This window comes from Aliiroseovarius halocynthiae (genome assembly GCF_007004645.1).
Classification (GTDB): domain Bacteria; phylum Pseudomonadota; class Alphaproteobacteria; order Rhodobacterales; family Rhodobacteraceae; genus Aliiroseovarius; species Aliiroseovarius halocynthiae.
On sequence record NZ_ML660021.1, the window covers coordinates 209493 to 222217 of the forward strand.

The following is a 12725-nucleotide window of genomic DNA, read 5'->3' on the forward strand; positions in this document are numbered from 1 at the left end:
AACCCAACAAACAGCTGTGATGAGGCATTTGGGTGTACGTGAAGTTGAAACACCTCAATCCGTCCGGGCGCTTTCCAAGCGGCAATGTTCGGTACTACTACCGCCCCAAGGGCCAGAAGGGCATTGCCATGCCCGATCTTCCCCCAGATGATCAGCGTTTTCTTGATGCATACATGGCGGCTTCAGGTGGCGAGGTACCAAGCAATCCCCGACCAAGGCAAGGCAGTCTCGCGCTAGCTGTCCCAAGATACCTTGCATCCGACAGCTTTGCGGCCCTGTCTGACGGGACCCGCGCCTCCCGACGTCGCATATTGGATGAAATTCGCCAGAACCATGGAAAAGGGCTGGTTCGTGATCTCCGGACCAAGCATGTCGAGGCCGCTCTCGGCAAATTCTCTGGGCATGCAAGAAACAACCGCCTCAAAGTCTGGCGCGCTTTTGGCAAGTGGCTTGAAGAGATCTACAAGATTGAAGACCCGGCTCAGAATATTAAAAAATCACCAGTACCCAAGTCACGCGGCCGCGTTCCATGGAGCAAAGAAGATATTGCGGCTTTCCGCGCGTTCTGGCCCATTGAGACACCGGAACGTCTTGCTTTTGAGGTTATTTACTTTACCGGAGCGCGAATTTCAGATGCCATCCGGCTGGGACAGGGTAATGTTGATCAGGACGGTTGGTTGGTATTCAGTCAGCAGAAAACTGGCGGTGAAGTTGCAATTCCGTTTAACCGCCCTTTACCGAAGTTTGCTTCAGGCATGCAAAGCGATCTTCAGTGCCTTCGCACAGCTTTGGATGCGCGGCCAGACAAACATATTACCTGGATCACAACTGCTTTTGGGACCTCGCGAAGCGCAAAGTCTGCCGGGCAGTGGTTTGCGGCCAAAGCGCGGGCCGCTGGCATCCAAGGCCGGAGCGCTCACCATCAACGACTGTCTCGATGAGAGAGGGGTCGGGTAGCCTTGGAGCAAAGAACCCGTCTGCACCAGCTTCCCTATAGGCGGCTTCGTGGTCAATCGCCGCGGTGATCAGGCTACTATGAGTCTTTGGATCTGTTCCAAGGAATAAATCTGTCCGGGCGTTTATGACAAAGGGGCTTTCTTTTTGAACGGCATGCCGCACAGCGTCGATCCGTTCAACTTGGTTCTGAATGCCGAGGAGTCCTTCACCACCAACTACGCGATCCTCAAAGTTGATTCCGACAGCACCAGCTTGAATGACTCGTCTGACATTCTTGACAACCTGTTGTGGCCTGGTCGTGTACCCACCCTCAAAGTCTACTGTGACAGGGAGGCCGACAGTCGATGTGATCCGCTCAATGACCCGGAGTACGAAATCAAGAGGGATGACCTCACCGTCTTCGAAACCATGTGCAGCGGTCATTGACCAACTGCCTGTTGTAATCGCCTTCGACCCAGCCTTTTCCTGGGTATTGTTCGGTAGTATCGCTCGATTTCGAGCAATTTCTGCTTGCGCCAGAGGCCACCACCATTTCCCGCTAGCGAACCATCGGCGCCGATGACTTGATGGCAGGTCACGATAAGAGCGATTTGGGTGGCGCCGTTTGTACGCGCAACGGCGCGGCTGGCGGACGGGCGCCCCATCTGTTTCGCGATATCTGAGTAGCTGTGTGTCTGTCCGGGCGGGATTTGCCGCAGTTCGTCCCAAACACTTTTCGCAAATGCTGCGCGAAAAGCGCTGGCGGATTTGAAACCAGATTCCATTTGAGCATCGATTACCTGCCCTCCGTCCGCCATGGTCTCAAACCTTTCGTGAAGTCTACGTTGTCGCGCCATTTCAAGAAAGGTCATCCCGAACTGCCGTTTGAAGCTTCTTCTAATTGTGGAAGGATCGAAGCCCATGCGCTCAATGTCGCACTCTCCACGCCGATGGCATGCTGCCGGAAATCGGGCGTGTACTTTTCTTTCGCGATCATTGGCGCGGCCGCAGAGAACATAGGGAAAGGTCAAACTCGCCCGATGCCTTATATGATTGTAAGGCTACATATAGCTCGACCTTTACTAAACATGTGTTCCATTTGATGCGCAATTGCACTAAACGGCAGCGCAGTTGAGAGAGTCTGATAGGATAAGATTGTGACTCAGATATGCTGCAGCAAGAATGCTTGAGGGGTCTGGATCAGTTATCAGCTTTTCCAAGCTATCCGCTAGCAAAAGGAGTTGTCGCGCCTCTGCCGTCTTGGCTAGCGCTGCAAGTGTATCTGGTTGGTGATGGCGGCATTGTTCGGCTAGTTTGGCAAGTACCTGACTAGCAAAGCCAGCTTGTGGGCTTGATCCAACACCACCCTGCAACTTACGAAACCCGCGCTGCAGTCCACGTTTTACTCGGACTATCAATTTCCCGTCAGGCGCGGGTTGGAAATCAAGGTTAGTTGCAGAAATTCCTTCTCCCATCGGGCGCAGCAATGTGACCGGATCATGCCTGAGTTCATCTGCTGTGATGGAAGAAATCACTAGTAGCGCGACCGCGCCTGGAAATTGAGTATGCAGTGATTTTAAATGATCCACATCCCGTGAATGCGCCGACAGGCTCAAGACGTTACCTGACCTATCACGTGCCTGCCAACGATAGAGTTGTGCAATGTCATCGAATTGCGCCTCATCGATCGATATGGGAGCGATTAGACTTGGCAACGGGGTGGCGGCTCGCGACAGTCCAGTTCCTACTCTTGACCGTAAATCTGCGAGAAGCTTTTCCCAGTCGTTGTAAACTGACGTAGCTTCCCGCATTTCTTTTGAACTCAACGGCCCATGGATTTTCGCAATGGTTTTGGTCGACGTGGAAAGCTGTCCGTCATTGGCCAGATGCGGGGCATCGAGTGTGATTTCTTTTCCTGTGAACTCTGCGAAAGATGTGGCCCCCCAAATTGGGCCGGCATAGGCGCGGGAAGGCGTGAACGTCGCATCCATACCAGCCGCCCGCGCGACAGTCGCGGCGTGATAGCCACCTGTGTCGGGGTTCAACAAGTAAAGCGTCAGGCCTCGCGCGCCGTTTGGCGTTGTCCACCCCTTTGCGCCCAAAGACCAAAGATCCATATCCGGCACCGGTTCATAGATGCGACGCGCAATGCCCAGCAAGTCAGGATCGAGCGGGCGCTGCCTAAGGCCAATCACCAAAGCATATGTTTGGGCAAGTGCCGCAAGGAACCGTCCGCCCTCAAATCGGATATCGCCCGTATCTGCCCAACCTGCTTGGCTGGACAATGTCAAAAGCTGGCTTGTCAGGCGTGGGGCCGATTGGACCTTGGCCGAGATTGCAAGGTCCAACAGCCGCTCTTGCGCCAATGTTGGCGACCCAAGAAATACTTGGGCTATGGCAGCCTCGATCGCGGCCGAGATATCGGACAGCGTGGCGTCGGTCAAAGCCGCTGATTGTTCTTGGGCGACAGTGTCTTGGAGTGCATCGCGCGCCACTCCTTCGCGATCCCTTACGGCAAGAGCCGCCGCCGTAATCACCAGCCTTTTGCGAGAGCCGGGTCCTTTGTACAGCGCATCTTTCAACGGTTGTTCGGAGACGAAGGTCACTGACGCTTCTGGAGACGTGAAGTTGATTTGGGCCGTGGCGGCCCTGTCCAGGATGATTGCCGTTGCCGCCAAGTTTGTTGCACCCGGATAATCAGCACCTGCGAATTTCCGCAATGTTTGGGCATCCAGCGCGACCATCCAATCAATCGCACCCACCTTGGGGGATGCTTCATCCAACGACGGCGCGGCAGAATGTGGGGCGATCGGGGCCGAAGGTTCAGCGTCCGTGACATTCCGCAAAACAAGCATCGCAGTCAGGATGTGGCTGCACATTCCGGGTGCGGGGCAATTGCAGGTTGCTGATTGCGGCCCGGAGGCCGGGATCAATACGTGATGGCCATCGACCAAAACCTTGGCGTCGTCGTCTCTGAAGTGAACAAGCTTCGCTTGCTCCACTGCCTTTATCGCACGGCGCAACAGGCCCTTGTTTGCCAAGGCCACCAGCGCATCATCGTCAAACGAGGCGACAAGGGTGCGCAAGCTCATCGCATCACCTCGGCCAACCACACGGCCAGCCTATCTGGTGTCATCGCGCCGACCTTCATGCCAAGGCCTGAAAGGCGCTCCGCAATCTGTTTGTCCAGATAGGGGTCGCCCAGATCATCAAGCGCCGACAAGCCAATCATCCTGACTTTGGCTTCGTTCATGCGTGCGATTGCTTGATAAAGACGCCGAGGGCTGGCCCCTTCGGCAAAATCCGAAATAAGGACAAACACCGTGCGTTCAGGCGTTTCAATGAACCGTTCACAGTATTCTACCGCCCTGCCGATATCCGTTCCTCCGCCCAGCTGCACGGACAGAAGGGTTTCCAGCGGATCGGTCAGCTTGTCGGTCACATCAAGGATCGAGGTGTCAAATAGCACCATGGACACCGACACTCCCGGCAGCCCCGACAGGATGGCGGCCATTACGGCAGAATGAATGATGCTGTCGGTCATCGATCCCGACTGGTCCACGCACAGCACGACCGACCACGGTAGGCGCCTGCGCTCGCGGGATACAAAGCGCAGATCATCTGCGATGATCCGACCTGTTTCAGGATCAAAGTTCTTTAGATTTCGTCGCAATGTCCCGCGCCAGTCAAAATTCGCAGCCGATGCAACATGTGACCGCTTATACGGATTCCGGCGACCCGAGAATGCGCGCTGCACGTCAGATTTTAATCTGCGCAAAATATCTTGAATGACAGCATCCGCAACCTGACGAAGCTTGTCTTTTATTTCTGGTTTTGCCCGACCGTGAAAGCTGAGCAGCGCTTTCAAAAGCTCTTGGTTGGGTTCCAAACTGTCAAGGGTCTTGGGATCCTCCAATAGATCGGACAGTCCATAGCGATCCAACGCGTGATCCTGCATCACTTCAAATACAGACTGTGGAAACAGTTTGCGTGCTTCCCCCAACCAGTCCAGCGCTTTCATCTGGGTAGGATCAAGCGATCCGGGCCCAGAGGGGCGATGCAACCCGCGCTTTTCATATTCGCGGCCGTATAGGAAATCCATTGCGCGATCCGCACGCGCGTCTGCTCCGCTTAGTCCGCCCATCTGCCGTTCAGCATAGCGACCCAAGGCAAGGCGCCAGCGGCGTTTTGCAAGGTTCGGGTCCGACGTGCTCATGTGCGTCCCCCGATGATCCAATCCTCTAGCCCGTCCGCTGCAACGCTTTTGCGCAGGGCGGCATCTATCAATGCTCCTGCGGCGGCGTCCTGTGCGTCAATGTCATGGTGATGGGCCGTAAACTCGCCAATGGTTCCACCGTGCCGACGGGTTAACGCCTCGGCCACCTGATCGGCTTCGCGCGGTGATAACGCAGACAGAGTAAGTCGAAGATGTGGAAGGACCTCAAGGAATTCGTCATCTGTAAGGCCGTTCAAAAACGCGTCCAGACACTCAAGAACCCCGGATACAGTCCAAAGCAACGAGGGGGAAACAGCAAGGACGCCGCGCAAACCTGCCAGCCGCGATGGCAGGTCAGGCGAGCTGCCCCGAAGCTGTGCATCAAGTAATTCTGGAAGCGCATTGTCCGGTTTCCTGCCGCTTTCCACACCAATTGCGGTAATTGCACCAAGCAATTCCGGGGCAGGGTCGGCATCTGACACACGATCCAGAGCTGCGTCGAAAAGTGTGGTGTCGAACTCTTCAGCTGCCGCGCCGCGCAGCAATTCAGACAGAAGTCGCAACGCATCCAAGCAAGGCGGAATCGCCTCTTCCCGCATTTTGGGAAGCTCGTCACAAAGATAGATCATGCGGGCGAAAGCTTGCTGCATGACAGGTTCAATCGCCAGGCCCTCGGGTAAAGACAGCGGCCCGCGTGAGGTTTCGATGGCGTGCAGATCAAGCATGGTACGCGCCGTGCCGGGGAAATCTGCGGATCGTGTGATGGCCCCCGAAATCTCGTCCAGGAAATCTGTCAGCCTGACGCCCAACCCGGCCAGAAGACCCTTCTTGAACAGGGCGATCAATGTGGGCAGGTCATCCGCCCTTCCGTCGTCAGCCAGTGCAGCGCGCTGGGCATAAAGTTTGCCCATGCAGGCTGCGGGAAGTGTGTCACCGTGCACCGCTGCCTCGATCAGCTGACCTTCAACGCGCGGGGACCAGGCATATTCCCAATGCTCGAATAACAGTCCGGTTTGAACCGAATTCAGAAAGTCCGGGCCGCCGCTGCGCGTGGCAAATCCTGTCTCTAAAAGGGACATCGCGTGGGCAAATCGCGATGCGGCCAGATGGCCCGGCTTTCGGCGAATATCTAGGCTGCGCTCACGCCGTTGCCCGTCGCCTACATCGAACCGGTGGCGCCGCGCTCGGGCGCGGGCATCGGCAACGACCGGAGGTTGGCCCGCGGCATCACTGACCTCTCCCAGCGCGTGACCGCGCAGAAATTGGGTGAAGCGTTCGCGCCAAACATCGGCGCTGCTTGCTTCGCCTTTCAGAAGGGATGAGGTAAGCCCGTCGAACAGGTCGTGTCGCAATGCGCCGGGACGGCCGCGTAGTCGCGCAAGTGTTTCGGCACTGCGCAGCAATTCGACTTGGGCGGGGACCGATACTCCGTATCCGGCGTCGCGCATTTGGGTCGCGAATTCTGCGATAAGATCGTGGGCAAGTTCGGGCCAGCTGGGGGCAGCCCCGCGTGCTTCGGCATGATCCCAAAGCGCTTGATAATAGGCGGGTTGGGGCAGGCCTGCGCCATATCCCATCAGCGCGTCGAGCTCTTTGTAGCCATAGCGAATAAGATATGATGCAGCGTCGGATTTACCGCCCGCTTTGATCTTTCCCGCAGTCTTGGCAGGTGACAGCAGTGGCCAAGCATGAAAGCCACCAATGACGCAAATCACGGGACCATTGGCTGTGCCTTCGGCCAGTGCGTCCCGCAGGCAGGCAGCCATATGCGCCTCGCGCTGGGGATCGTCACCCTGCGCAATTTCATCTTCGGGCGTTGCGGCACGTAAGGCTGCACAATAGGCCCCGACATCCCCCAGAAATCCTCGCCAATCGTTTTCGCCCAGCCGTGTTTCGAACAGATGATCCCACAGCTCATATCCGTCGCGGCAGCCCAGTCGCGCGCTTAGTGCGCGAACATAGTCGCCGCTATCGAAGCCCTGTTCTTGCACCAGCGCGCGCGGCCCGTTTTGATCTGTTTCGCCAGAACTCATCTTGGCGTCTGATCCAAGATCAATAAAGCGCAGCTCGGCACCCATCGCGGCCCCTTCGCGTAACGCTACCCATTCCGGAGAATGTCCACAGAATGGATAATAGGCCGCCAGGCGTGGGCCGGGCTTTTGATCGAGAAGGCTGGCGATTGCAACTGGTGGTACGGTGTCGGGATCCAATAGATGCGGAATCAAATGGGCAAGATCGTGCGGGGCTTCAATCAGAATCCGCGCAGGCTTTAGCTCGCGGATCATGGCCCGCACTGCCCACGCGCAGGCAGGCGAGTGATGGCGAATTGGTGCCAGATACAGGCCGGTTTCCGGCTGAAATAACTGCTCTTTTACCTGATGAATAAGCGCTTCGCCCTGCATGATCAGCCTTTGCGCCTGCGCTTATCCATCATCTTTGGCGGCCTTGTGAAACGCCGCCCATGCGCGGCTTTTTCGTCCGCGTGCACGGGCGATTGTGTCGACATAAGCCCGCAATTTCCGAGCGTCATCGGCATCATCTTTGAATACTACCCCACGCAGTTGCCGGGCGACATGAGCACCGGTCGGAACCTCACCCGACAGAAAGCTGGCATCCAGCAACGCGCTATGTGCCACATTCACCGCCTCTGCCGTGGACATCACGGATTTTGGTTGCGCAACGACGGCACCATCTTCAGCCCGCCCCGTGCGCAGGTCACGGAAGACCGAAACAACAACGTCAAGTACATCTTCGGGCAGTTCCGCCGTTATTTCATACTCAGCCATCCGCGCGTCTACTTGGCGGGCGATCAGCTCTTTCTCAAAGACCGCATCCGCAATCGGATCAACGGTTTCGAAGTTGAAGCGACGTTTCAACGCGCTGGACATTTCGTTCACGCCCAAATCCCGTAAGTTGGCCGTGGCGATCACATTGAAACCGCGTTCGGCCCGAACTTCCCGCCCTGCGCCCAGTTCGGGCATGGCAACGGTCTTTTCCGATAGAAGCGAGATCATCGCGTCCTGCACCTCAGGGGCGCAGCGGGTGAGTTCCTCGATCCGGGCGATCTTCCCCTCTTGCATTGCTGTCAGGACAGGCGATGGGATCATGGCACGTTCGCTGGGCCCTTCAGCAAGCAAAAGAGCATAGTTCCAACCATAGCGCAGGTGATCCTCGATCACGCCGGCGCTTCCCTGCACGACAAGCCGCGAATTTCCACTGATGGCTGCGGACAGAAGCTCGGACAGAAGCGATTTGGCGGTGCCGGGTTCGCCCACCAACATCAAACCTTGATGCCCCATAAGGGCAACGATGCAACGATCGACCAACGGGTCATCGCCGTAGAACTTGCGACTGACATCTAATGCCGTGTCGCCAAGAATGAAGCGGCGCACAGCACGGGGCGACAACGCCCAGCCCGCAGGTTTCGGGTCTTTGTCCGTCTCGGCCAAACGTTCCAGCTCTGCCTCATAGCGCAGCTCGGCGGGCAGTTTCTGGGCGGCTTTTGATTTTACATCCATGGCATTTTCGTTTCCCAATCTGGATCAAAGGCACCTTTGGCGACCATGTCCCGGTAGTCATTCCAGCATTCTGACAGCAACACGGGGGGCACTTCAGACAACGCAATGGCACGTCCCCGTCGGTTTGAACCGTGAAGTTTGGCAAACTCCAAATGGATCTGCGCAGCTGCGACGTTTTCTTCTGGTAAGCAATTGCCCGAGAACTCAATCACAGCGCAAAGCCCGGCGCTTCGGAACGTTTTGACGTATTCGTTGAAATACCCACCATCCAGCGCTTCGCCGCGTTCATATCCCAGTCTGGAACTGGCGCCACGGAAGCTGAATGTGTCGGTGATCCAACCCTTGCGATCTTCGATCCGCGTCGCCTTGCCCATCTGTTCATCCAGAGACAGAAGCGGGCGGCCAAACTGCGTAAAGAGCGATTTGACCTCATAGTCTGCCAAATGCGTTTCCCAAGCCTTCGCATCGTCATCAGACAGCAAGGCGCCGTGTGCCAGTCGAATGGCAGAGAAATCAAGTGGATCTACTTCGTTGTCGTCTGCGTTCACGTAATCCCCTTCCGCAGTGGGGCGGAACGCGGTGACAATTTTTCCGGCCTTATCTTCGCCCAGCCAGATCACGCGCTCGGTCAATCGACCCATCAAGGGGTGGGCACGGAAATCCCGCATCCAATCCTGAACGGGCCAACGTCGCTCTGCGCACAGTGCTTCGTACAGCCGCTCACCCTGCAAGGCGATCACCTGCTTCAGCTCTTTTTTCGACGCTGAAAGCTGTTTCTTGCTGGCCTTGGTATTGTCATCATCGCCGGCAGGTAGGCCTTTGATCTGCTTGCCGTCTGGGTTCAGAACAACAAGTTTGAATTCATCGTCCATGCGTGCAGAATACGGTTTCTCGTCAGGGCCGATCGGAAGTTCTAACACACCGTCGTCGTTCAGCGCTGCTGTGGGAATTGTGCGATCGGCCAGCTCGTCCATCGACCAATCGCGCGCATCGGCGACCGCTTCGATCAGTTTTCCAGCATGCGCCTGCACGCCCTTCTGCTTCAACCGCGTCGCCGCAGAAATGACGATTTGAAGCGATAGCGGATCACCCTTGGCGGCAAGTACTTCCAACAGTGATGATGCTTGCGATGTGCGCGAGCCATGTTGTTTCAGATAGTTCCGCACCGATGCAGCGGCATGTGCAGGGTCGACGTGCTTGGACAGTGCCAGAATGCCTTTGGTCGCCGCACCTGAATTCAAGTACTGGCTTTTAATACCGTTATACAGCTCGCGATAGGCCTGTTCACGCGTATAGGTTTTGTCCCATTTCTGATAGGCTTTCCAATTCTGGTCGGCATATTGCTCGGCGTGGGCATTGGCTTCGTCGTCACCCGGACGGACGGTGTCAAAGTTGATCCAAGCGTCGAAAATCCAGGTCGAAAGCGTCCGTGCGCTGTCCGGTGTAAGCTGATCAAGGTAGATGTCGAACAGTTTATTTCCACCGGGCTGCTTAAGTTTGTTGGCCAAGAACAGCCACGCCTTGATCACGTCTGCCGGAACCTTCTGGCCGCCCTTGAACTTCAGCGCCGGAAGGTGGTCATTGACCAGCCAGTCCAGCTTGTCAAATTTCGCTTTCTTCAGAAGCTTTTCAGCCTCGGACAACAGCGCCTTGGGTCCGACATAGTCGGACAGGTCAACGCCCAAGCGCGACAGGGCGGTAAGGATGGCCGCTTTTGCAAGATCGGATTTCTCTTTCTTAAGCCGCGCTTTTAGCGGTTTAACCGCGTCTTTCACGCCAAGATCGGCCAGCCATTCGGCAGCGCCTGCGCGTACGTCCTGCCGCGTGTCGTCCAAAAGGGCGATAGCGCGATCCTCAAGTCCAGGAGCGCCTTCCAGCATCGCACGGGCCTCGGCCCGTCCGGTTTTTGTGGTGCCGGTGGCAACTTCAAGCAGCGGGCCATAATAGCGCTGTGGCGTTTTGGGGAGCAGCCGCAGGAACTGAATGGCGCGGCTTTTCTGCGGCGCAGGTTCGCCTGCGGGGCGCAGGCCGAACGCCTCGTCAAATATATCGAAGCTTTCGGCCAGCAAAGGCCACAGCGCATCGCTGTTCAGGTCCATCACATCGTAATTTCCCCAGTCGCGACCGATTTCAGCCCGCAAAAGATCGCCTGGTTCCGCTTTACGGGTTTTGCGTGCGTTCCAGGGGCCTGAAACGATGTCATTAGCTTCTGAGTTTAAGGCTTCCAGATTGCGGTAATCCGCCCCTTCGCTGTTTACATACCGGACGATAACCGCTTGCATCGCCCCCCATTCCTGCAAGTGAAAGGCTGAATAGAAGTCGCGGCTGGATGCAGTCGCAAATCGGAGCGCCCGATCCTGAGACATGCGCGACAGAGCGTCCATCGTCCACTTGTCCCGTGCCGTGAAGTTCAAGAACTGCCACAAGCGCGAGTGATCCTTGCCCACCCAGTTTTCCGGGGTGCCGTTCAGCAACTTGATGATCTGCCCTGCCATGGATGGTTTAAGTTTGGGCTCTACATACTTGAACTTTCCCTTGCGTGCTTCGTTACGCCTGTCGATATCCTCGTTTTCTTTGGCGATAATCTGTTCAAGCTTCTTTTGATCCTCTGCACCGAACTTAAAGTCCGGTTCTTTGGAAAGGGGCTGAAGAGGCGGGATGTCTACACGGCTGCCATCAAGCGCAAGATAGCTGGTATCATCGCCTTCGGCATCGTCATCAGACTGTGTGGCTTCGTCGACTGTCAGGGCGCTTTCGATGGCGGCTTTGATCCGGGCAGTTTTTTCGGACTTAAGGTGATCGCGTAGCAGGGAAAAACCAGCGTCTGACCTTAATCCTGCCAGCAAGTCAACCATCGCGGCACGAACCGTCGCGGTTCCGCCTTCAAGCTTTTCCTTGGCGATTGGCAGGATCTGATCTTCCGGCAAGGTCATCATCGACTGGACGGCTTCATTGCGAACGGATTTCGCGCTGTCGGCCGTCATATCCACCAGATAAGCTTGCGCATCCGGATCAACGAACATCTTCCATTCGCGCAGTTTAGCGATCAAAAGCACTTTGCCACCAGCACCCATACGACGCCCCGCCGCCAGCATTTCAACTTTATGACTGCGGGCAAGCGACGTGAAATCAAAAATCTCGGTCAGGCGGCGAATTTCATCACTTGTGTTCCAACGCCCTTCATCATTGAAAAGAATGTCGAACAGATCCTCAGCACTGCCACCAGCAGCTTTGCAAACTTCGACACAGAACTCAGGAGTTAGAACACAAGACTTGGCATCGACTACCTTTCGCGGCCAAGTGTTGACCGATTCGATCAATCCCATCCCGGCTTTGGTGAACAACACGCGCAAACCCAACGGCACGTGTTTTGAGCCAGCAAGATAGCCCTTCTCTTGGCCAATGGCTGCACCCAGAACTTCGCTGTAACGTGCAAGAGTTTCCGCATCATCCGCTTCGCGCGCGATGTACATTCGCCGTGCCTTGTCACCCGGATCATCCGAATAGGTATTGTCCAGACCAAGGGTCTTTGCTGCATCCACATTTGCAAGTGTAGATAGAACACTACCGCCCTTGTCCTTTAATACATATGCCACTGCCGCGTCCCCCAGCCCGCGTTGGAGCACGTGAAGACGTCGCAAATCCTTTGATACTGCGTTCGCAAATGTGTTTGGATTCAATAGACTGGAGATTATGTTTCGCAATGGATCGTCCTTTAGATCGCTACACACGCAGAATTGATAATCGTAAGGGAAGTTTCAACCCAAGAAGTCTCTTGTGATGCAAAAGGACCATGCTGATTGTTTGTTTCAGAACTGTGTAATACCGATTTGAGCTCCTAAAACTCCGCCAGATTTGTGTAGGGTCCGCCCGGTAGAAGGACGGAAAATGAAGACAAAACTACTGATGAACTCATTATTCAGATGAGCGTGTCACGGGGAGGCAGGAGATCGACTTCTGAAGTGTGCAGGCGCTATGGGGTCAGATAGGGCGTCTTCCACAAATATTAGTCGTAGTATGGCTGTAGGGTGAGCAGCCTCATCTGACTGGTCCAA

At 55.9% G+C, this 12725-nt stretch carries 7 protein-coding genes and 1 pseudogene; 1 reads left to right on the top strand and 7 read right to left on the bottom strand.

All coding sequences use genetic code 11. The annotated features are described in order from the left end of the window. The first annotated feature begins 128 nt into the window (after positions 1–128). Entirely contained in the window at positions 129–941 is an 813-nt protein-coding gene (locus tag FIL88_RS11510) for a tyrosine-type recombinase/integrase (RefSeq protein ID WP_142854017.1), read from the top strand. Here the strand turns inward: FIL88_RS11510 and FIL88_RS11515 are convergent. The 7 genes and pseudogenes from FIL88_RS11515 to FIL88_RS11545 all read right to left on the bottom strand — a co-directional run bounded on the left by FIL88_RS11515 (position 823) and on the right by FIL88_RS11545 (position 12266). Continuing rightward, positions 823–1380, bottom strand: a complete 558-nt coding sequence (locus FIL88_RS11515; RefSeq protein ID WP_142854018.1) for an isocitrate lyase/phosphoenolpyruvate mutase family protein — start codon at positions 1378–1380, stop codon at positions 823–825. The two genes, FIL88_RS11510 and FIL88_RS11515, sit on opposite strands and share 119 nt — an antisense overlap. Next, positions 1377–1889, bottom strand: a pseudogene (locus FIL88_RS11520) (methylated-DNA--[protein]-cysteine S-methyltransferase); the annotation flags it as partial. The gene FIL88_RS11515 and the pseudogene FIL88_RS11520, both read right to left, overlap by 4 nt. Positions 1890–2051: 162 nt before the next feature. After that, a complete protein-coding gene (locus FIL88_RS11525) occupies positions 2052–4028 on the bottom strand; it encodes a hypothetical protein (RefSeq protein WP_142854019.1) in 1977 nt (658 codons plus the stop codon). Then, a complete protein-coding gene (locus tag FIL88_RS11530; RefSeq protein ID WP_142854020.1) occupies positions 4025–5152 on the bottom strand; it encodes a VWA domain-containing protein in 1128 nt (375 codons plus the stop codon). Before FIL88_RS11530 ends, FIL88_RS11525 begins: the two co-directional genes overlap by 4 nt. Continuing rightward, positions 5149–7554, bottom strand: a complete 2406-nt coding sequence (locus FIL88_RS11535) for a DUF5682 family protein (RefSeq protein WP_142854021.1) — start codon at positions 7552–7554, stop codon at positions 5149–5151. The genes FIL88_RS11530 and FIL88_RS11535 overlap by 4 nt, the downstream gene beginning before the upstream one ends. 21 nt (positions 7555–7575) lie before the next feature. Next, positions 7576–8670, bottom strand: coding sequence for an ATP-binding protein (locus FIL88_RS11540; protein WP_142854022.1), 1095 nt, complete (start codon positions 8668–8670; stop codon positions 7576–7578). Further along, positions 8661–12266, bottom strand: coding sequence for a DUF4132 domain-containing protein (locus tag FIL88_RS11545; RefSeq protein ID WP_142854023.1), 3606 nt, complete (start codon positions 12264–12266; stop codon positions 8661–8663). Before FIL88_RS11545 ends, FIL88_RS11540 begins: the two co-directional genes overlap by 10 nt. Between the last annotated feature and the right edge of the window lie 459 nt (positions 12267–12725).